At 70.2% G+C, this 19,774-nt stretch carries 18 protein-coding genes and 1 tRNA gene; 12 read left to right on the top strand and 7 right to left on the bottom strand.

Translation table 11 applies throughout. The features are described 5' to 3' along the window. The first annotated feature begins 1 nt into the window (after window position 1). From ACFE71_RS07930 to ACFE71_RS07920, 3 genes are read left to right on the top strand one after another with little or no spacing between them, the layout of a single operon-like run. Window positions 2-580, top strand: coding sequence for a DUF1285 domain-containing protein (locus ACFE71_RS07930; protein ID WP_375428266.1), 579 nt, complete (start codon window positions 2-4; stop codon window positions 578-580). Continuing rightward, window positions 577-1,173 carry a CoA pyrophosphatase gene (locus ACFE71_RS07925; protein WP_375428265.1) on the top strand — a complete coding sequence of 199 codons (597 nt, stop codon included), beginning with the start codon at window positions 577-579 and terminating at the stop codon, window positions 1,171-1,173. Before ACFE71_RS07930 ends, ACFE71_RS07925 begins: the two co-directional genes overlap by 4 nt. Then, on the top strand, window positions 1,164-2,372 hold the full coding sequence (locus ACFE71_RS07920) for a CCA tRNA nucleotidyltransferase (RefSeq protein ID WP_375428264.1): 1,209 nt from the start codon (window positions 1,164-1,166) through the stop codon (window positions 2,370-2,372). Before ACFE71_RS07925 ends, ACFE71_RS07920 begins: the two co-directional genes overlap by 10 nt. Here ACFE71_RS07920 and ACFE71_RS07915 read toward each other — a convergent pair. Both ACFE71_RS07915 and parC read right to left on the bottom strand, forming a co-directional pair. Continuing rightward, window positions 2,312-3,988, bottom strand: a complete 1,677-nt coding sequence (locus ACFE71_RS07915; RefSeq protein WP_375428263.1) for a putative bifunctional diguanylate cyclase/phosphodiesterase — start codon at window positions 3,986-3,988, stop codon at window positions 2,312-2,314. The two genes, ACFE71_RS07920 and ACFE71_RS07915, sit on opposite strands and share 61 nt — an antisense overlap. A gap of 131 nt (window positions 3,989-4,119) precedes the next feature. Next, window positions 4,120-6,384, bottom strand: coding sequence for a DNA topoisomerase IV subunit A (gene parC / locus ACFE71_RS07910; protein ID WP_375428262.1), 2,265 nt, complete (start codon window positions 6,382-6,384; stop codon window positions 4,120-4,122). Window positions 6,385-6,574: 190 nt separating this feature from the next. Here parC and ACFE71_RS07905 point away from each other — a divergent pair, with 190 nt between their 5' ends. The 7 genes from ACFE71_RS07905 (at window position 6,575) to purQ (ending at window position 11,299) form a co-directional block, all read left to right on the top strand. Further along, a complete protein-coding gene (locus ACFE71_RS07905) occupies window positions 6,575-7,504 on the top strand; it encodes an alpha/beta hydrolase (RefSeq protein ID WP_375428261.1) in 930 nt (309 codons plus the stop codon). After that, window positions 7,501-8,835 carry a kynureninase gene (gene kynU, locus ACFE71_RS07900; RefSeq protein ID WP_375428260.1) on the top strand — a complete coding sequence of 445 codons (1,335 nt, stop codon included), beginning with the start codon at window positions 7,501-7,503 and terminating at the stop codon, window positions 8,833-8,835. The genes ACFE71_RS07905 and kynU overlap by 4 nt, the downstream gene beginning before the upstream one ends. Beyond that, the gene (locus ACFE71_RS07895; RefSeq protein WP_375428259.1) at window positions 8,832-9,164 is read left to right on the top strand and encodes a type II toxin-antitoxin system Phd/YefM family antitoxin; all 333 of its coding nucleotides are present in this window, start codon (window positions 8,832-8,834) and stop codon (window positions 9,162-9,164) included. The genes kynU and ACFE71_RS07895 overlap by 4 nt, the downstream gene beginning before the upstream one ends. After that, window positions 9,161-9,517, top strand: a complete 357-nt coding sequence (locus tag ACFE71_RS07890; RefSeq protein ID WP_375428258.1) for a type II toxin-antitoxin system RelE/ParE family toxin — start codon at window positions 9,161-9,163, stop codon at window positions 9,515-9,517. The genes ACFE71_RS07895 and ACFE71_RS07890 overlap by 4 nt, the downstream gene beginning before the upstream one ends. A gap of 88 nt (window positions 9,518-9,605) precedes the next feature. Continuing rightward, window positions 9,606-10,385, top strand: coding sequence for a phosphoribosylaminoimidazolesuccinocarboxamide synthase (gene purC, locus ACFE71_RS07885; RefSeq protein WP_375404011.1), 780 nt, complete (start codon window positions 9,606-9,608; stop codon window positions 10,383-10,385). Window positions 10,386-10,406: 21 nt separating this feature from the next. Further along, on the top strand, window positions 10,407-10,637 hold the full coding sequence (gene purS / locus ACFE71_RS07880; protein WP_375428257.1) for a phosphoribosylformylglycinamidine synthase subunit PurS: 231 nt from the start codon (window positions 10,407-10,409) through the stop codon (window positions 10,635-10,637). Further along, complete coding sequence (gene purQ, locus ACFE71_RS07875; protein WP_375428256.1) at window positions 10,634-11,299, top strand: phosphoribosylformylglycinamidine synthase subunit PurQ; 666 nt, start codon at window positions 10,634-10,636, stop codon at window positions 11,297-11,299. Before purS ends, purQ begins: the two co-directional genes overlap by 4 nt. Here the strand turns inward: purQ and ACFE71_RS07870 are convergent. Beyond that, on the bottom strand, window positions 11,296-12,033 hold the full coding sequence (locus ACFE71_RS07870) for a queuosine precursor transporter (protein ID WP_375428255.1): 738 nt from the start codon (window positions 12,031-12,033) through the stop codon (window positions 11,296-11,298). The genes purQ and ACFE71_RS07870 overlap by 4 nt on opposite strands. A 61-nt stretch (window positions 12,034-12,094) precedes the next feature. On the opposite strand from ACFE71_RS07870, the gene ACFE71_RS07865 reads away from it, so the two are divergent. Continuing rightward, window positions 12,095-12,171, top strand: a tRNA-Arg gene (locus tag ACFE71_RS07865). 8 nt (window positions 12,172-12,179) lie between these two features. Here the strand turns inward: ACFE71_RS07865 and ACFE71_RS07860 are convergent. The 3 genes from ACFE71_RS07860 to ACFE71_RS07850 form a co-directional block, all read right to left on the bottom strand. Continuing rightward, the gene (locus tag ACFE71_RS07860; protein ID WP_375428254.1) at window positions 12,180-14,597 is read right to left on the bottom strand and encodes a PAS domain-containing protein; all 2,418 of its coding nucleotides are present in this window, start codon (window positions 14,595-14,597) and stop codon (window positions 12,180-12,182) included. Next, complete coding sequence (locus ACFE71_RS07855) at window positions 14,590-16,098, bottom strand: ATPase domain-containing protein (RefSeq protein WP_375428253.1); 1,509 nt, start codon at window positions 16,096-16,098, stop codon at window positions 14,590-14,592. Before ACFE71_RS07855 ends, ACFE71_RS07860 begins: the two co-directional genes overlap by 8 nt. A gap of 143 nt (window positions 16,099-16,241) precedes the next feature. Further along, the gene (locus ACFE71_RS07850; protein ID WP_375428252.1) at window positions 16,242-17,702 is read right to left on the bottom strand and encodes a M48 family metalloprotease; all 1,461 of its coding nucleotides are present in this window, start codon (window positions 17,700-17,702) and stop codon (window positions 16,242-16,244) included. 207 nt (window positions 17,703-17,909) lie between these two features. On the opposite strand from ACFE71_RS07850, the gene ACFE71_RS07845 reads away from it, so the two are divergent. After that, window positions 17,910-18,980: a catalase family protein gene (locus ACFE71_RS07845; RefSeq protein WP_375428251.1), complete on the top strand. Its 1,071-nt coding sequence runs from the start codon at window positions 17,910-17,912 to the stop codon at window positions 18,978-18,980. Here ACFE71_RS07845 and cysC read toward each other — a convergent pair. Further along, a partial coding sequence (cysC, locus tag ACFE71_RS07840) for an adenylyl-sulfate kinase (protein ID WP_375428250.1) occupies window positions 18,977-19,774 on the bottom strand: 798 nt, incomplete at its 5' end. The genes ACFE71_RS07845 and cysC overlap by 4 nt on opposite strands.

Genomic DNA, 19,774 nt, shown 5'->3' with positions numbered 1-19,774 from the left:
CATGCCGATGCCCGATCAGCCCGATCTCCACTCGCTGTCGCTCAGCCAGATCGCGCAGCTCGCCGCCGACGCCAAGCTGCCGCCGGTGGACAAGTGGAATCCCGCCCATTGCGGCCATTCGGGGATGCGCATCGCGCGCGACGGAACCTGGTTCCACGACGGCGCGCCGATCGGGCGCGAGGCGATGATCCGACTGTTCTCGACGATCCTCCGGCGCGAGCCGGAGGGGGGTTACGTCCTCGTCACCCCCGTTGAAAAGCTCGATATCGACGTGGAGGACGCGCCTTTCCAGGCGGTCGAGATGAAGGCGGAGGGCGTGGGCCCGGACGCCCGGCTCGCCTTCCGCCTCAATACCGGCGACCTCGTGACCGCCGGCCCCGATCACCCGTTGCGCTTCGCCGAGGACGCCGACGGCCCGCGACCGTATCTGGGCGTCCGCGCCGGGTTGGAGGCGCTCGTCGCCCGATCGGTCTATTACGAGCTCGCCGATCGCGCGATCGCGGGCGACGATGCCCCGCCTGGCGTCTGGAGCGACGGCGCGTTCTTTCCGCTGCCCGACCAGGAACCGTCGGCGCGATGACCCTGGCCGACCGGCTGCGTGTCGCGCTCGCGCGCGAACGCGGCGGGCTCGAGCTCCTGACCGGCGACCACAGCGAGCTGGACGAGCGGGCGGCCGACACGCTGACCCCCGCCGCGGTGCTCGTGCCGGTCACCGACCGAGCGGAGCCGGGCGTGATCCTGACGCTGCGCGCCGCGTCCATGCGCACCCACGCCGGCCAGATCGCGTTTCCCGGCGGCCGGATCGACGCGGGCGACCGGGACGCCGTCGCCGCCGCCTTGCGCGAAGCCGAGGAGGAGATCGGCCTGCCCGCGCCGCTCGTCCAGGTGGCTGGCGCCGCCGACCGCTACCGCACCGTGACCGGGTTCGACGTGACCCCGGTGATCGGCGTCGTCCCCCCGGACCTGCCGCTTCGCCCGGCGGAGGCGGAGGTCGCGGCCGTGTTCGAGGCGCCGTTCGCGTTTCTCCTCGACCGCGCGAATCATGTGCGGGCCCACACGGACTGGCGCGGACGGCGCCGCGATTTTTGGGAGATCCGCTGGGGCGATCACCGCATCTGGGGAGCGACCGCGGCGATGATCGTCAACCTCGCCCGGCGGCTGCGATGGAGCTGATCCTCCCCGACGCTCCCTGGCGCGATCGCGAGGGCCTGCGCGGACTGGCCGACATCCTGGGCGCGCGGAACGGCGACGCGCGCTATGTCGGCGGCGCGGTTCGCGACGCGCTGCTCGACCTTCCCGTGTCGGATATTGACATCGCCACCCGCCTGCCGCCGCCCGAGGTGCTCGAACGCCTCGCCGCCTTCGGAGTCCGCGCCGTCCCGACCGGCCTCGCGCACGGCACGGTGACGGCGGTGCTCCCGTCGGGCCCGGTCGAGGTCACGACGCTGCGCCGCGACGTCGCGACCGACGGCCGCCACGCGGTCATCGCCTTTAGCGAGGACTGGCTGGAGGATGCGGGCAGGCGAGACTTCACGATGAACGCGCTCTATGCCGACCCGGCGACCGGCGCGATCTTCGACTGGTTCGACGGCCATGCGGACGTCCTTGCCGGCCGCGTCCGCTTCATCGGCGATCCGTACCGCCGGATCGCCGAGGATCATCTGCGTATCCTGCGCTTCTTCCGCTTCCACGCGCGCTTCGGACGGGAGATCGACGAAGACGGCCTGTCCGCCTGCGCGGCGCGGGCGAACGACCTGATGGCCCTGTCGCGCGAGCGGATCGCCGCCGAGCTGGGCAAGCTCCTGGTCGCGCGCTCGGCGGTCGCGGTGGTGGGCCTGATGGTCGATCGCGGGATCCTGCGCGCCGTCCTGCCCGAGATCGCGGTCGGGGGCGTCGACCGCCTGGGCGACCTCGCCGCCGCCGAGACGGCCGCGGGCGTCGCGCCCGACCCGGTCCGGCGGCTCGCCGCGCTTCTTCCCCGGGACGCCGCGGAGGCGGTGGGCGCACGACTCAAGCTGTCGAACGCCGATCGCAAGCGCCTGGTCGCCGCGACCGCGGGCACCGGGACCGAAGGCCCATTCGCGCTGGCCTACCGCGTCGGCGTCGGGGAGGCCGTCGACCGACTCCTCCTCGCGGGCCGACCGGTGGACGACCTTCTCCGCTGGACCCCTCCCCGGCTGCCGGTGTCCGGCGGCGCGCTCGTCGCGCGCGGCCTCGTCAAGGGTCCGGGCGTCGCTTCGACACTGCGCGCGCTGGAGACGCGGTGGATCGCGGACGGGTTTCCCGACGCCCTGCCCGATGCGACGATCGATCAGGCGGTGGCGGGCGCGATCGCGGCGAACGCCGCCTCGGGCGATAGCGGCCGCGCATAGAAATATCCCTGTCCGAATTCGCAGCCGAGCGCCCCCAGCATCCGCGCGACTTCGGCCTTCTCCACTCCCTCGGCCACCGTCTGCATCCCCAGTGCCTTCGCCAGGCTCAGGATCGCGCGCACCAGCGCCACCTTGTCGCGGTCCTCGAGCATGTCGGTCACGAAGCTCCGGTCGATCTTGAGGATGTCGATCGGCAGCTTCTGGAGAAAGGCGAGGTTCGAATAGCCCGTCCCGAAATCGTCCATCGCGATCGTCGCGCCCAACTCCTTGATCGCGTGCATCAACCCCACCGTCCGCTCGGGATCGCTCACCAGCGCCGATTCGGTCAGCTCCAGCTTCAGCCGACATCCCGTCAGCCCCGACGCGACGAGCGCATGGCCGACCATCTCGGGCACTTGGTCGCGCTGTAACTGGATCGGGGACAGGTTGACCGACATCTGCACGCCGCAGTCGCCGCCCGCGCGCGCGTCCCACCCGGCCAGCGTGCGCGTCGCCTCCTCGATTGCCCAGCGCCCCAGCGGCACGATCAGCCCCGATTCCTCGGCCACCGGGATGAACTCGGTCGGCGGCACCGCCCGCCCCTCCTCGTCCGTCCAGCGCGCCAAGGCCTCGAACGCGATCACGCGGCCGGTCCGGATGTCGCAGATCGGTTGGTATTCGTGCCGGAGCGCCCCGTTCTCGACCGCGCGGCGTAGCTGCGTCTCCATCGCGAACCGCCGCCGGGCGGCGGTGAAGACGTGCGGCTGGTACGCCTCGGTGCGCCCGCTGTCCTTGGCGCGTTTGGCCGCGAACTGGGCGTGGCGGACCAGCTCTTCGCCCCACCCGTCGTTTCCCTCGGCGCGGTCGGCCCCGAACGCGATGCCGATCGAGCATTCGACGCGGATGGTGTAGTCCGAAAGCCGGAATGGGGTCGTCAGCGCGCCCTCGATCCGCCGGGCGACCTGTTCCGCCTCCTCCTGCTCCGCCTCGATCTCCAACAACACGCCGAACTCGTCCCCGCCGATCCGGGCCAACCCGTCGCGCGCGCGCAGCGCACCCTTGATCCGCCTGGCGACGCTGATCAGCAGCTCGTCGCCCGCCAGGCTGCCCAGGCAGGCGTTGAGCCGGCCGAACCGCTTCAGGTTGACCACCAGCACGCCGTGATCGTCGCACCGCGCCTCGACCCGGTCGAGCAGATCGCCGAAGCCTTCGCGGTTGGGCAGGCCGGTCAGGCTGTCGGTGGTCATCTCGCGCCGCAGGCTGCGCTCCATCCGCTCTTGCGCGGTGTGATCGACGAAGGTGAGCGTGCACCGGTCCGTCGTCCCCGCATCCGACCGCGCGGCCGTGACGTTGAAATAGCGCGCGTGCACCGCGTCGCCGACCGCCCAGTCGAAATCGCGCCGCAGGTCCGCCGTCCGCAGGAACAGCGCCACATGCGCGTTCAACGTCCGCGGCAACGTCGCATCGTCATGGGGACAGGCGAGTCGCGCTTTGCGGAACGCCAGGTTGCTCGCCACGATCTCCGACCGACCGTGGCTCAGCACCACATGGGCCGCTGGGATCGAGAGCATCTCCATCGTCCGCTCCATGATCGCGGCGGACACCGCCGGGCGGGAGATGGAATGCGTGAACGCCATGAGGGTGGCCCTACGCCCACATCAATTAAGCTCGTCTGAAGCCCGCGGCCTTCAAACCTTTATGCGGCTGCGGAAAAAACCTACCACGCGATTTCCGTGGGCCGTGTCCGCCGATGGTTCGCGGAGGCCGGTCAGGGTGTGAAGCGGTTGTCGCGCGGGAAGCCGTTGGGCGGCATCCGCCCCGCCGCGCCGCGCGCCACGCGCCAGCCGGTCAGGTCCGCCTCCGTCCGCGTCCGCCCGCCCGCGCCGCCCATCGGCCAGGAAAGCCCGTCGGAGAATGCGAACGCGACCGCGTCCGACAGCCCGCCGTCACGATACCGTTGCAGCGGCATTCCCGTGCCGCGCGCCAGTTCGGGCAGCTCCGACAGGGGGAACACCAGCATCCGCCGGTTGTCCCCGATCGCCGCCACGTAATCCGCTCCCGGAGGCACCGGCCGCACGACCTTCAGCGTCGATCCGGCGCGTGGGGCGAGCACCGTCTTGCCCTTGCGCGTCTCGGCCACGGTATCGGCCGCCGCCACGACGAAACCGCGCCCGTCGCTCGCCGCGACCAGCAGCTTCTCCTGCCGGCCCGCGGGCAGGAACGCCACGACCCCGACATTCCCGTCCAGGTCGATGCCCGCGCGAACCGGTTCGCCGAACCCGCGCCCGCCCGGCAGCTTGTCGGCAGCCAGCGTGAAGAACCGCCCGTTCTCGGCCGCCAACAGCAGCTTGTCCGTCGTCTGCGCGTGGAAGGCGTAGGCCGGGCCGTCGCCCTCCTTGAACTTGAGCGTCTCGGGCGCGGTCAGGTCGCCATGCCCGCGCATCGCCCGCACCCAGCCGCGCTTGGACAGGATCACCGTGATCGGCTCGCGCTCGATCATCGCCTCAAGCGGTATGTCGCGGGTCGGCGCAGCTTCGGCCACTGTCGTCCGCCGCCGTCCCAGCGCCGTCTCCGGCCCGTACCGGTCGCGGACTTTACCCAGATCGCGCTTTAGTCGCTGCCGCTGCTTCCTGGGATCGGCGAGCAGGGCGGCCAACCCCGCTCCCTCCTTCTCCAGCTTGTCGCGCTCGCGCCGGATCTCCAGTTCCTCCAGCCGCCGCAAGGAACGCAGCCGCATGTTGAGGATCGCCTCGGCCTGCCTGTCGCTGAGCTGAAATTCGGCGATCATCACCGCCTTGGGCTCGTCCTCGGTGCGGATGATCTCGATCACCCGGTCGAGATTGAGGTAAGCGACCAGATACCCGCCCAGCAGCTCGGTCCGGTCGGCAATCTTCTGGAGGCGGTGCTCGCTCCGCCGCACCAGCACCGCGAACTGGTGCTCCACCCATGCCAGAAGCGCGCCGCGCAGCGACATGACGCGCGGCGTGCGCTCCTTGTCGAGCACGTTGAGGTTCAGCGGCACGCGCACCTCAAGATCGCTCAGTCGGAACAGTCCGTCCATCAGCACGCCCACATCGACCGTGCGGCTGCGCGGCTCGATCACGACCCGGATCTCCGCGTCCGATTCGTCGCGCACGTCGGCCAGGATCGGCAGCTTCTTGTCGTTGATCAGCGCCGCGATCTGTTCGATCAGCTTGCCCTTCTGGACGCCGTACGGAATCTCGGAGACGATCGCGCTCCACCCCCCGCCCTTCTCGCGCTCGATCGTCCAGCGCCCGCGCACCCGGAACGACCCGCGCCCGGTCGCGTACGCCTCGGCGATCGCATCCGGCGGATCGACCACCAGCCCGCCCGTCGGGAAATCGGGGCCGGTGACATGGCCCAGGATCGCGGCGTCGTCCGCGTCCGGCGTGTCGACCAGCAGGATCGCGGCGTCCAGCAGCTCGGCGGCGTTGTGCGGCGGAATGCTCGTCGCCATCCCCACCGCGATCCCGGCCGCGCCGTTCGCCAGCAGGTTGGGGAACATTCCCGGAAACAGCTCGGGCTCCTGCTCCTCGCCGTTATAGGTGGGCCGGTACGCGACCGCGTCCTCGTCGAGCCCGTCCATCAGGTCGATCGCGACAGTGGTCAGCCGCGCCTCGGTATAGCGATAAGCGGCCGCGTTATCCCCGTCGATGTTGCCGAAATTACCCTGCCCGTCGACCAGCGGGTACCGGAGCGCGAAATCCTGCGCGAGCCGGACCATCGCGTCGTACACGGACTGGTCGCCGTGCGGATGGTACTTGCCGATCACGTCGCCAACGACGCGCGCGCATTTCTTGTATCCCGACGCCGGATCGAGCCGGAGCAGCCGCATCGCCCAGAGAAGACGCCTGTGAACAGGCTTCAGGCCGTCGCGCACGTCCGGCAGCGACCGCGCCGTGATCGTCGACAACGCATAGACCAGATACCGCTCGGACAGCGCGGTGTCGAACGGCGCGTCGAGGATGCCGATCGGGGGCTGGTCTGGGGGATCGATCGTGTCGGTCGGCATGGTCGGCGCGCTCGATAGCAGGCAAAGGCGGTGTTCCACAACTGTTCCGCTTTTCGCGCTGTCCTACACGTCGTCGATGTGTCAGCAGGACGCGGATGACCGGTCCCGCTCGCCTTTCCGCAATCCCGTCATCCGGCTTTCAAGCCATGTTCCGCCGATCGCCAAGTCGTCCGCCAAAGCAGGTTCCGTGATGGGTCGGACCCGTTCGGAATGGGTGGAGCGGACCGCGAAAGCCGTTCTTGCCGTCACCTTCGTTACCTTCGCCGTGGTCGGAAGCCCGATCAGCGCCGCCGATCCGCCGCTCCTCACCTGGCCCGATCTCGTCAAGCGTCCCCGCCCGGCACCCGACGCGACGATTCCCTACGGCCCCGATCCGATGCACCGCGTCGACCTCTGGCTCCCCGCGGGCCCGGGCCCGCATTCGGTCGTCCTCATGGTCCATGGCGGCTGCTGGCAGACGAGGATCGCCGACCGCGCATTGATGAACTGGATTGCCGCCGACCTGCGAGGCGCGGGCGTGGCGGTGTGGAACATCGACTACCGGGGCGTCGACCGCGCGGGCGGCGGCTATCCCGGCACTTTCACCGACGTCGCCCAAGCCGCCGACGCGCTCAGAACCCACGCCGATGCACACAAGCTCGACATCGCCCGCGTCGTCGCGGTCGGCCATTCGGCGGGCGGCCACCTCGCGCTCTGGCTCGCGGCACGGCCCAAGCTTCCCGCCGCCAGCCCGCTACGCACCCCCGACCCGCTCCCGATCGTAAGCGTCGTCAGCCTGGGCGGCCTACCCGACCTGGAGGCGACTGCCACCAGCCCCGACAACGGTTGCGGCACCAAGGTGGTCGCCAAACTCGTCGGCCCCACCCGGGCCGATCCATACGCCGACACTTCCGTTCCCCGCCTCCTGCCGCTCGGCATCCCCCAACACCTCGTGAACGGCCGCGAGGACCGCATCATCCCCTTCCGAACGGGGACCGGCTACCGTACCCGCGCCCGTGCGGCGGGCGACGTCGTGACGCTCCACCTCCCGCCCCGCACCGGCCATGTGGAACTGATCGCACCCGAGACCGCCGCCTGGAGTCAGGCCAAGGCGATCATCCTGCGGGAGCTGAAGCAATGAACCGCCCCATCCCCGTCACCCCGGGCTCGACCCGGGGTCCAGCTTCTTCCTTACAGCCCGCCGAGCGAAGCGGGACCCCGGCTCAAGGCCGGGGTGACGAAACGGAAGTCCCCACCGACATTCGAGCCCTCGACGCCACCGACCCGCTCGCCCCTCTCCGCGACCGCTTCGCACTCCCCGAGGGCATCATCTACCTCGACGGCAACTCGCTCGGCCCGCTCACCCACGCCGGCCGCGCCGCCATCGCCGACTGCGCGGATCGGCAATGGGGCGTTCGCCTGATCCGCAGCTGGAACGAGGGCTGGATCGACGCCCCCGTCCGCCTCGGAGCCAAGCTCGCCCCGTTGCTCGGCGCGGCACCGCATCAAGTCATCGTCGGCGACACCACCAGCGCCAACTTGTTCAAGGCGCTGGTCGCGGCGCTTCGGGTCCAGGCCGAGCGCGACCCCGCCCGCCGCGTCGTGGTGAGCGAGCTCGGCAACTTCCCCACGGACCTGCACATCGCCGAGGGCGCGGTCGCCTGCGTTCCCGGCGCGACCCTGCGCGCGGTGCCCCGCGCCGATCTCGACGGGGCGCTCGGTGACGACACCGCCGTGCTCATGCTGACTCATGTCCATTACAAGACCGCCGAACGCTTCGACATGCCCGCCTGGACCGCCCGCGCCCAAGCGGCCGGCGCGCTCATGCTCTGGGACCTGAGCCATAGCGTCGGCGCCGTCCCCGTCGCGCTGGACGAAGCGAACGCCGACCTCGCCGTCGGCTGCACCTACAAATACCTGAATGGCGGCCCCGGCGCTCCCGCCTTCCTCTACGTGGCCGACCGTTGGCAACACCACCTGGAAAGCCCGCTCTCCGGCTGGATGGGCCACGCCGAGCCCTTCGCGTTCACGGATGCTTACCGACCCGCCCCCGGCATGAAGCGCTGGCTCGTCGGCACCCCGCCCATGCTGAGCATGGCCGCGCTGGAAGCCGCGCTGAACCTGTGGGCCGATGTCGACCAAGCCGTCGTCGCCGCCAAGAGCGCCGCCCTGTTCGACATCCTTCTCGCGGCCGGCGACCTCGCTGGCCTGCCCTGCGTCACCCCCACCGACCCGGCCCGACGCGGCAGCCACATCAGCTTCCGCCACTCCCATGCCTACGCCCTCGCCCAAGCCCTGATCGAACACGGCGTCATCGGCGACTTCCGCGCCCCCGACATCCTCCGCCTCGGGCTCACGCCGCTGTACCTTACCCACCAGGAAGCCTGGCGCGCGGGCGAGCTGCTGCGCAAGGTCGTCGCGGGCGAGCTATGGCGGGAGGAGCGTTATTCGACGCGGCTGGCGGTGACGTGATTGCGCCCGCCCCGCCCCGCCTGCATGGTGCACCTCACGCCCAGGAGCCCGCAACGCGCTATTCCAAGCAGATCAAGCCCGTCAGCTTCGTCGAGGAGAACGCCGGGCACCTCGCAGGCATCCTGGCCGAGAGCGACGAACCTTTGATCCTGACCGAGGGCGGCGAGGCTCGGATCGTCGTCCAGAGCGTCAAGGCATACGAGGAGACGCAGGAGACGATTGCGTTTCTCAAGATCTTGTTGATGGGAATGGAGGATGTACAGGCCGGCCGCACCATCCCTGCCGATGAAGCGTTCGAAAGCGTACTTCGCGGGCTTGCCGATCGTTGAGCGGATCCGACGAGTACGGGATCGCATTCACCCCCGCGGCTCGCGGTGACCTTCGGGAGATCGCGCGCTTCATGGCTGGTGTTCGCGGAAATGACGATGCGACCGCACTGGTCCGTTCGATCAACGACCACGTCATGGCGCTTCGCACTTTTCCGCTTCGCGGTGCGGTGCCGGAAGAAGCGCATGACATGCAGAACAGGAGCTTTCGTCAGCTCGTTCATCTGGATTACCAAATCGTCTACACCGTTGCTGCGAAGACGGTGGTCGTGTTGCTGATTGCGGACGGTCGCCGTGACATGCAGGCGTTGTTGCACGAACGCGGCCTCGCTCTCGACCTCGCCCCCGACCCCTGATTGCACCCCCCGTCCCCCTGCCCTATACGCCCGCCATCACACCCGCCGCACCCGGCGCGCCCAGTCCCGCCCGGAGGAACCAACCCCCATGCCCCGTCGCCGCCAGATCTACGAGGGCAAGGCCAAGATCCTCTATGAGGGCCCGGAACCCGGCACGCTGATCCAGTATTTCAAGGATGACGCCACCGCCTTCAACGCCCAGAAGAAGGGCACGATCAACGGCAAGGGCGTGCTCAACAACCGTATCTCCGAGCATGTCTTCACGCTCCTCGACGGCATCGGCGTCCCCACCCACTTCATCCGCCGCCTGAACATGCGCGAGCAGTTGATCCGGCAGGTCGAGATCGTTCCGATCGAGGTGGTCGTGCGCAACATCGCCGCCGGCTCCATCTCCAAGCGTTTGGGGATCGAGGAGGGGACCAAGCTCCCCCGCACGATCATCGAATATTACCTGAAGGACGACGCGCTCGGCGATCCGATGATCACCGACGAGCACATCGCCGCCTTCGGCTGGGCCAGCCAGGAAGAGATGCACGACATCGCCGACCTCGCCATCCGCGTGAACGATTTCATGTCGGGACTGTTCGCGGGCGTCGGGATCAAGCTGGTCGACTTCAAGCTCGAATTTGGCCGCATCTGGGACAACGACTATGCCCGGATCATCCTGGCCGACGAGATCAGCCCGGACGGCTGCCGCCTGTGGGACACGGAGACGAACGAGAAGCTCGACAAGGACCGCTTCCGCCAGGACATGGGCGGCGAGGTCGAAGCCTACCAGGAGGTCGCGCGCCGCCTGGGGCTGCTGCCGGAGGGCGTCGACAACCCCGTGCTCGACCTGGACAGCCACCGCAAGCGCCGGGGCAAGTGACCTCCGGATAGGACGCCGCCGATGAACATCCGCATCTTCGTGACGCTCAAGCCCGGCGTGCTCGACCCGCAGGGCCGCGCGATAGGCCATGCGCTGGGCAGCCTCGGCTTCGAAGGCGTCGGCGAGGTCCGCGCGGGCAAGTTCATCGAGATGGAGGTGGCTGACGGCACCGACGACGCCACGCTTGACGGCATGTGCCGCCGGCTCCTCGCCAACACCGTGATCGAGAACTACCGGATCGAGCGCGCATGAAGGCGGCGGTCATCGTCTTCCCCGGCTCCAACTGCGACCGCGACCTCGCCGTCGCGCTGGAGCGGGTGACCGGGACCAAGCCGGCGATGGTCTGGCATGCGGAGACGATGCTCCCCGACGGCGTGGGCATGGTCGCGGTCCCGGGCGGCTTTTCCTACGGGGACTATCTCCGGGTCGGCGCGATCTCGGCGCGCTCCCCCGTCATGCGCGCGGTCGCCGACGCGGCCGGGCGCGGCGTACCCGTGCTCGGCGTCTGCAACGGCTTCCAGGTCCTGACCGAGGCCGGCCTCCTCCCCGGCGCGCTGATGCGCAACGCCGAGCTGAACTTCGTCTGCCGCGACCTCGCGCTCGATGTCGGGGACGCCCGCTCCCCCTTCACCAGCGGCTACGCCCCCGCCGAGCGCGTCACCTTTCCGGTCGCGCATCACGACGGCAGCTACTTCGCCGACTCGGAAACGCTCGACCGGCTGGAGGGTGAGGGCCGCGTCGCCTTCCGCTACGCCGCCCCCGTCAACGGCTCTGCCCGCCACATCGCCGGGATCGTCAACGAGCGAGGCAACGTGCTCGGCCTGATGCCTCACCCGGAGCGGTGCGTGGAGCCCGCCCACGGCAACACCGACGGCCGCCGCTTGTTCGAGGGCTTGCTGGAAGCGGTGAGCTAGGTCCGCACCCGGAACGGCGAGAAGTCGGTCCCCTTGTCGAACAGGTCCACCCCCTCCTCCCGCTTCAGCCATCCCACCACTGCGTAGGTCACCGGCGTCAGTAGCACCTCCCACCCGACCTTCAGCGCCCATTGGGTGAACAGCACGGTCACCACCAGCCTCGTCGTCCATCCCTCCGCGCCCCAGAAGGCGAGCGGATAGAACAGCAGGCTGTCCACCCCCTGCCCCACCACCGTCGACCCGATCGTGCGCGACCACAGATGCCGCCCGCCCGTCCACACCTTCATGCGCGCGAGCACATACGCGTTGACGAACTCGCCCGCCCAGAACGCGACCATGCTCGCGGCCACGATGCGCGGCACCTGCCCGAACACCGTCTCGTACGCCGCCTGGTTGGTCCAGCCCGGCGCGGGCGGCAGCGCGACGACGACCCACGACATCCCCGCCATGAACCCGGTCGCCGCGAACCCCGCCCAGATCACCCGCCGCGTCCGCGCGTACCCGTACACCTCCGTCAGCACGTCGCCGATGATGTAGCTCAGCGGAAAGAACAGGATCCCCGCCCCGAATGGCCAGGGGCCGACGCCCGGCAGCGTCACCTGCGCGACCTTCCCCGCCCCCAGCACGTTCGACAGCAGCAGGATGGCGACGAACGCCGCCATGACGATGTCGAAATGGCGAAAGGCGCGCGGCTCGGCGGCGCTAGCCGGAATCGGCGCGTCGGGATCGTCCATGGCCGTATCCATGATCGCGGTTTCGCCCGCGCGCAATCCACGCTATTTGCCCCTGCGGCGCGCGCCCGTAGCTCAGATGGATAGAGCACGAGCCTTCTAAGCTTGTGGCCGCTGGTTCGAATCCAGCCGGGCGCGCCAGGACGTCGCTATTCCACCGTTCGCAACTGAGGGGGCGCCCGCTCGCCCGGCGCGTCGGCGTATCTGGCCAGCAGGTGGTTGACGCGCATGGACAGGTCCGCCTGGCGGAATGGCTTGGCCAGCTTGGGGACGTCGCCCGGCACGTCGGCGGCCGTGTTGGCGAAGCCGGTCGCCAACAGCACGGGCATCCGCGGCCAAGACGCGCGCAGCTCGCGGATCAGCGCGGCGCCCGTCATGCCGGGCATCAGGTAATCGGTCACGACCAGATCGACCTCGACGCCGCCGCGCAACGCGGCCAGCGCCTGCGCGCCCGACGCGGCTTCGACCACGGTATGGCCGAGGTCGGCGAGCATGTCGGCGGTGCCGGTCCTGACCAGATCCTCGTCGTCGACCAGCAGCACCGCCGCCCGGCGCAACGCCGGAATCATCGCGGCCGACGGCGAAGGCGCGGCGACGGCGGCGTCGGCGGCGGGCAGGAATAGCTCGGCGCGCGTGCCCAGCCCCGGCTCGCTCCGGAGCGACAGGACCCCGCCCGACTGCGCCGCCAGGCCGTGCGCCATCGACAGCCCCAGCCCCGTGCCCTTGCCCTTGCCCACGCCCTTGGTCGAATAGAACGGCTCCACGCACCGTTTGAGCGTGTCCGCGTCCATGCCCGTGCCCGTATCGATCACGCCCACGCGCACGTAACGTCCATCGGCGAGCTCGCCCGACCCGCCACGGACGTCATGCGGCGCGACCTCGATCGCGAGCGCGCCCCCGTCGGGCATCGCGTCGCGCGCGTTGACGCCCAGATTCAGGATCGCGAGCTCCAACTGGTTGGGATCGACCATCGCGGGCGGCGGCTCGCCCTCGATCCGCACGGCGACGCGGATCGTCGGCCCCAGCGAGCGCGTGACGAGATCGAGCATGCCCTCCACCAGCGCGCCCACATCGACCGAACGCGGCTGCAGCGTCTGCCGCCTGGCGAAGGACAACAGCCGCTGCGTCAGCGTCGCCGCGCGCTCGGCCGCCTGCAACGCCCCGCCGATCAGCCGCTGCGATTTCTCGTCGTCGCCATGCCGCCGCCGGAGCATGTCGAGCGACCCGACGATCGGCGTGAGCAGGTTGTTGAAATCGTGCGAGACGCCGCCCGTCAGTTGCCCGATCGTCTCCATCCTCTGGGCATGGCGCAGCGCCTCTTCCGCCTCGTCGCGCTCCGCCTCGGCGCGCAATCGGTCGGTCACGTCGATCACCGACGCCATCGCGCGCACGACCCGCCCGTCCGCATCGCGCTCCACCCGCGCCGACACGAGCACGTCCGCCGTCTCGCCCGACCGCTTGACGTAGCAGGTGGGTCCGTCCTCGCTCGACCCGTCGCGGAGCAGCTCGGGCCAGTCGCGGTCCTCGAACTCGCGCGCGGACTCGGGCGTCATGAACTCGGTGATCGCACGCCCGATCACGTCCTCGCGGTCGTCACATCCCATAAACGCCAGCCACCGGTCCGACACGCTCAGCAACCGCGTATCCGGCCCGATCGAATGCAGCACCACCGGTGTCTTGGCGTACAGTTCGGCCAGCTCGGCCGTACGCGCCCTTACCGCCGCTTCCAGCACCTCGCGCGACCGCGCCAGCGCCTCGCGCGCGCGGACCTGGTCGCCGATTTCCGTGCAGCTGCCGTACCAACGCGTGATCGCCCCGTCCGGGTCTCGCACCGCCTGCGCCCGTCCGAGCACCCACCGGTACTCGCCGCTTCGGTGCCGCAACCGGTATTCGATCTCGTACGGCTCGCCGGTCGCCAGGCAGTGCCGCCAGCGCGCCCAGGCCCGCTCCCGGTCGTCGGGGTGGAACATCCCGTTCCAAGCCTCGCCGTCGGTCGATCCCGGCGGCACGCCCGTGAAGTCGTACCAGCGCCGGTTATAGAAATCGTGGAACCCGTCGGGCAGCGTCGACCAGATCATCTGATCGACCGAGTCGGTGATCGCGTGGAACTTGGCCTCGCTCTCGCGAAAGCTCGCCTCGCTGGCGTGCAACGCTTCGATCCGCTCCCGCGCCTCATATTGCCGTCCCCGCGCCGCTATTGCGGAGCGGACCGCGCGGACCATCGCGTCGGCATGGAGCGGCCGCTGGAGCAGCACCGCGTTGCCGAGCGCGTCGAGCGTGTGGTTCGCGCGCCCCGATCGCGCGCGCGTCTGCCCATTGGCGAGCACCACGAACGGAAAGTCGGACCAGGTCGGCTGCGCCGTCAACCACGCCATCACCGCCTCCAGCCCGTCCTCGACCAGCGCCTCCTCCGCGAGCAGCGCCGCATCCGCCCCTTCGCCTAAGCGCTCGGCGAAGACGGCGAGGTCGTCGCACGCGACGCAGGCGATCCCGTGCCGCCGCAGCAGGTCCGCCGCCACCGCCGCGTCGCGCCCGCGCGGGGCGAGGATCAGGACGCCGTCACCCAAGCGGACGCCGCTCCCGGTCGCTCTCCATCAGCGTCTGTCCGTCGGCCCGGTATTCGGGCAGCCCCGTCAACACCCCGCGAAACCCCGTCAGCGGCTCGCCTATCACCACCCCGCCCGGACCGACGCGGAATTCGCGGATCGTCCGCTCGTGATCGGTCGTGCGCGTCTTCATGACGGAGATCGACTTCCGCACCCGGCCGTCCGCCTCGAAATAGCGGAGCAGCAGCACGGTGTCCGCCAGGTAACTCAAATCCACGTCGGTCCGCAGATCGCCGACCGTGCCGTGCTGCCCCAGGATCATCAGCGTGACCACGCCCCGCTCGCTCAGATAGGCGAGAAGCTCGTGCATCTGCAGCGTCAGGTACTTGTCGTTGGGCATCGCCTGAAGGTAACCGTTCAGGCTGTCGATCAGCACCGTTCCCGCCCCGAATTCCTCCACGGCTTCGCGGACGGTGCCCGCGAACTCACCCGGCGACAGCTCCGCGGGGTCGACCTGGCGGATCAGCAGCCGCCCCGCCTCGATGAAGCGAACCAGGTCGATGCCGAGCGCCGCCGTCCGCGACAGCAGCGTCGGCATGCGTTCGTCGAACAGGAAATAGGCCGCCCGATCGCCACGCTCGAGCGCGGCGACCATGCATTGAACCGTCGTGGTGGTCTTGCCCACCCCCGCGGGCCCCGACAACAGCGTGGTGGTGCCCGGCACCAGGCCTCCACCGAGCAGCCGGTCGAGCTCGGCCACCCCCGTCGACACCGGCGCGGGCGCGAAGCTGACGCCATGCTCCGACGCGACGAGGCGCGGATAGACGCGCAGCCCGCCGGTCTCGATCCGGTAGTCGTGATACCCGCCCCGGAACTTGCGCCCGCGGAACTTCATCACGCGCAGCCGCCGCCGTTCCGCCCCGAAATCGATCGCCGTCTGCTCCAGCGTGACCACGCCGTGCGCGATCGAATGTAGCTGGAGGTCGCCCGCGTCGGCCGTCCGGTCGTCGAGCATCAGCACCGTGCAATTCAGCTTGGAGAAGAAATGCTTGAGAGCCAGGATTTGACGACGGTAGCGCAACGGATTCTGCGACAACAGCCGCAATTCGGACAAGCTGTCCAAGACGACCCGCTCGGGGCGCAGCGCCTCGACCCGCTCCATCACGCCGCGCACCGTCTCGCCCAGCTCGACGTCGCTTGGGTGGAGCAGCGTCTGCTCGAACTCGGGATCCAGCCCGTCCTCCGCGACCAGCTCGACCAGCTCCAGCGCGTCGAGCGACCAGCCATGCGTTGCCGCCACCGCGCGCAACTCGTACTCGGTCTCCGACAGGGTGACGTACAACCCCTTGTCGCCGATGCGCGCGCCTTCGAGCAGGAAATCCAGCGCGAGGGTCGTCTTGCCGGTCCCTGGCCTTCCCTCGATCAGGTACAGCCGGTTGGGCGTCAGCCCGCCGACAAGGATATCGTCCAGCCCGGCGATCCCCGTGCGGGCCAACCCGCCGTCGACCTTGCCAGGGTCCATGAATATCGCCGCTTCGTTTCGCCCGCTTTCATCCACCCGCATCAACTCCCCGTCGCGTCGCCGGCCCACCTCTGCATCGCGCCGATCACCGTTACCGCTTTCGCGCGCCGACACCAACATGGATGGGGATGGAAAACGGACGATCATCTCGCTTGGGCGTCGGTCACGATCTTCACCCGTGTCCCTCGCCGGACCGCCCCGCCCGTCTCCAACCCGTTCAGCATCGCGAACAACGCCCGCCCGTTCGGGTCCGCCATCCGCGCGGACAGGCTCGCGGTCGTATCGCCCGGCCCGACCGCCACCGTCCGCACCATCTGCGGCCGCAGCCGCGCCGCCTCCGCCGGGAGCAGCCGCCGGAACGATCCGATCAGGGCCGCGCCCGCCGCCGATGACGGCCGCCCCGGCGGCGACAGCAGCACGAAATGATACGCCTCCCCGTTCCCTCCGTCATACGCCGCGATCGTCAGCGGCACGACGCCGCCCTCCGCCCGGATGCGCATGTCGACGATCACCGACGCCAATCCGTTGATGACCCCCCGCTCGACCCCCGCGACATCGCCGGACGCCCGGCCCAACAGGCCGGTCGCCAGCGCCTCGGCATAGGCGGTCACGCCCCCCGCCGGCATCGGCCCGCCGCCGAACTCGCCCCGCGCGCCGCCCGGCCCCGCCAGCAGCACCGCGCGCGGGCTGTTGGTCAACGTCCAGCCGCGCGGCGCCTCGAACGTGATCCCCATCACCGGATGCGCGAATCGCCGCCCCAGCACGAACCCCTGCTCGGGATCGTCACCATACAGCATCCCGTCGACCGCGCGCAGGTACGCGGCCTCGTTCTCGGGCAACTGGTCGTTCGTCAGCCCCATCGCGCGCGCTCCCTCGGTGGCGCGCTCGATCCGGTTGCCCGTCAGCGGATGGCTCGACGCCCATTCGGGGATGGACCGCGCCTCGTCGCGCCCCGCCGTCGCCGCCACGAACCGCTCGTTCGCCGCCAGCCGCGCGAGCATCTCGCCCTCGGCATACGGGTCGTACCCGGCCGTGCGCAGGTAGCGGAGCCCCAGATCGTCCGACTGATATTCCTGGTTCCGCGAATATCGCAGCGTGAAATACTGCGCCGCCTGTCCCGCCAATCGCGTCAGCCGCTCCGATCCCGTCAGGTTCACCAGCGCCACCCCGACCCGCCGGAACACCGACCGCCGCTGCTGCCGCTGCGAATGCGCGCCGACGATATGCCCCAGCTCGTGCCCCAGCACCGACGCCAGCTCCGCCTCGCTTCCCACGATCGCGAGCATGCCCCGCGTGATGTAGATATAGCAGCCCGGCACGGCGAAGGCGTTCACGACGTCGCTGTTGACCAGCGTGAACCGGCATTGGCCCTTCAGTCCCGCCGCCGCCGCGACCCGCTGGCCCACGGCCGCGACATACCGCGCCTGACCGCCCGCATACGCGCCGCCGAACTCGGCCAGCAGCCGCGGGTGCTGCTCCGCCCCCATCGCCCGGTCCGCTTCCGGCACCCGCACCGGTTTCCGCTCCGATCCGCCGTCGGGCGCGCCGCCGCCGCCGCAACCGGCGAGCAGCAACGCCAGCACGACCGCCCTCACCCGCTGCATCTCAGATCCACCCGAGCAGGAACAGGACCAGCAGGCTCAGGCCCAACGACACGATCACCGACCCCGCGCAGCCGAGGCGTCTGGAAAAGAACAGGAACATGCTTCGACCTCGGCTGGGATGGAAAAACCCGAACAACCGAAGCGCCCCACGGGTCCGGCGCGCGTGCCGGAACTTCGCGGCCCCCGCGCCCGTTGCCTCCCCGGCTCATGAACCGCCCGCTCCCCTACCATCCCGGTATCGAGACGATCGACCCCGGTGAGCCTGCCTTGTTCGACCGCATCGCCGACGTCATGCGCGCCGGCGGCCGGGCGGCGCGCGACGGCGCGGGGCCGGGCGGTCGCCTCAGCCACGTCGCCACGATCGCCGCGCTGAAGGGCGCGGTGACGATCCTCCCCGACCTCGCCCCCGAACTCGCGCAGGGCCTGTTCGTCCCCGGCCGCGTCTACCCCGTCGTGGCGCGGCTGTCGCACCTTCCCGGCGAGGATCTCGACGATCGCGGCGTGTCCTCGCACCGCGGCCTGTCGATCAAGCTGTTCGGGGTGGAGGGCGCGCCGCTCGCGGGTCACGAAAGCGGTACCCAGGATTTCGTGCTGGAGAACGCGCCCGCCTTCAACGTCGCCACCCCGGCCCACTTTCTGGTCGCCATCTCCACGGTCGAGACCGCCGCGCCAATGCCTCAGGCGCTTAAGGCGACCGTCTCGGCGGCGGCGCGCGGCGTCAACCGCGCGCTCGGTACGGTCGGCCTCGCCTCCGCCAATCTCGACATCCTCGGCCACCCCCGCCGCCATCCGCTGTCCGAACCCTTCCACAGCCAGGCCCCGCTCCGCTGGGGCAATTATGTCGCCAAGCTCGCCGCGTTCCCCGCCGGCGACCAGACCGATCTCCCCTTCGACGCCGATGCTCCCGATGCGCTCCGGGACGCGACCGCCGCGCGCATCGCGACCCACGGCGCGACCTTCACCCTCGCCGCCCAGCTCTGGACCGACGCGGACGCCATGCCGATCGAGGACGCCGGCACGGCCTGGCCCGAGGCGCTCAGCCCCCATCGCCCGGTCGCGCTCCTCCGTTTCCCGCCGCAGGCCTGCGCCACGGCCGCTCGCATCGCCGGCGTCGACGCGCTATCCTTCTCCCCCGCCCACGCGCTCGAAACCCACCGCCCCCTCGGCGGGATCATGCGCTCCCGCCTGGCGGTCTACACCACGCTCGCCCGCGACCGGCGCGGCACCGCCGGCGTCCCCACGACCGAGCCGGCCGGCCCCGACGCGATCGCCGACTAGGCCCCGATCACCCATTCCACGATCAGGTCCGCCGCCGCTTGCGCGGTCATCGCGCTCGTGTCGATGCGGATCTCGGGCGCGGTCGGGGCCTCGTAGGGGCTATCGATCCCCGTGAAGTTCGCCAGCGCCCCCGCGCGCGCCTTGGCGTACAGGCCCTTCACGTCCCGCCGTTCCGCCTCGGCCAGCGGCGTGTCGACGAACACCTCGACGAACTCGCCCGGCGGCATCATCCTCCGCACCATCTCGCGCTCGGCGCGGAAGGGCGAGATGAACGCGCAGAGCACGATAAGCCCCGCGTCCGTCATCAACCGCGCGACCTCGCCCACCCGGCGGACATTCTCCACCCGGTCGGCGTCGGTGAAACCCAGATCGCGATTCAAGCCATGGCGCACATTGTCGCCGTCGAGCAGGAACGCGTGCCGGTTCATCCGCCGGAGCCGCACGTCGACCAGGTTGGCGATCGTCGACTTGCCCGCCCCCGACAGCCCCGTGAACCACAGCACGGCGGGCCGCTGGTTCTTCAGCGACGCGCGCGCCTCGCGGGGCACGTCGATCGCCTGGGGATGGATGTTCCCCGCCCGCCGGAGCGCGAAATGCAGCACGCCCCCCGCGACCGTGTCGTTCGTCTCCTTGTCGACCAGCACGAACCCGCCCAGCTCGCGGCTTTGGGCATAAGGCTCGAAAACAACCGGCCGGTCGGTCGACACCACCGCGACGCCGATTTCGTTCAGCTCCAGCGTGCGCGCCGCCAGCCGCTCCAGCGTGTCCATGTCGACCCGGTATTTGGGCTGCGC

Source organism: uncultured Sphingomonas sp., assembly GCF_964237155.1.
Taxonomy (GTDB): Bacteria; Pseudomonadota; Alphaproteobacteria; order Sphingomonadales; family Sphingomonadaceae; genus Sphingomonas.
The sequence above is the reverse complement of the archived record's forward strand: the minus strand, read 5'-3'. Positions and strand labels throughout refer to the sequence as shown.

Bases quoted from the DNA above. Each gene is read 5' to 3' on its own strand.
- ACFE71_RS07930 (WP_375428266.1), top strand. From the start codon at position 2: ATGCCGATGCCCGATCAGCCCGATCTCCACTCGCTGTCGCTCAGCCAG.
- ACFE71_RS07925 (WP_375428265.1), top strand. From the start codon at position 577: ATGACCCTGGCCGACCGGCTGCGTGTCGCGCTCGCGCGCGAACGCGGC.
- ACFE71_RS07920 (WP_375428264.1), top strand. From the start codon at position 1,164: ATGGAGCTGATCCTCCCCGACGCTCCCTGGCGCGATCGCGAGGGCCTG.
- ACFE71_RS07915 (WP_375428263.1), bottom strand. From the start codon at position 3,988: ATGGCGTTCACGCATTCCATCTCCCGCCCGGCGGTGTCCGCCGCGATC.
- parC (WP_375428262.1), bottom strand. From the start codon at position 6,384: ATGCCGACCGACACGATCGATCCCCCAGACCAGCCCCCGATCGGCATC.
- ACFE71_RS07905 (WP_375428261.1), top strand. From the start codon at position 6,575: ATGGGTCGGACCCGTTCGGAATGGGTGGAGCGGACCGCGAAAGCCGTT.
- kynU (WP_375428260.1), top strand. From the start codon at position 7,501: ATGAACCGCCCCATCCCCGTCACCCCGGGCTCGACCCGGGGTCCAGCT.
- purC (WP_375404011.1), top strand. From the start codon at position 9,606: ATGCCCCGTCGCCGCCAGATCTACGAGGGCAAGGCCAAGATCCTCTAT.
- purS (WP_375428257.1), top strand. From the start codon at position 10,407: ATGAACATCCGCATCTTCGTGACGCTCAAGCCCGGCGTGCTCGACCCG.
- purQ (WP_375428256.1), top strand. From the start codon at position 10,634: ATGAAGGCGGCGGTCATCGTCTTCCCCGGCTCCAACTGCGACCGCGAC.
- ACFE71_RS07870 (WP_375428255.1), bottom strand. From the start codon at position 12,033: ATGGACGATCCCGACGCGCCGATTCCGGCTAGCGCCGCCGAGCCGCGC.
- ACFE71_RS07855 (WP_375428253.1), bottom strand. From the start codon at position 16,098: ATGGACCCTGGCAAGGTCGACGGCGGGTTGGCCCGCACGGGGATCGCC.
- ACFE71_RS07850 (WP_375428252.1), bottom strand. From the start codon at position 17,702: ATGCAGCGGGTGAGGGCGGTCGTGCTGGCGTTGCTGCTCGCCGGTTGC.
- ACFE71_RS07845 (WP_375428251.1), top strand. From the start codon at position 17,910: ATGAACCGCCCGCTCCCCTACCATCCCGGTATCGAGACGATCGACCCC.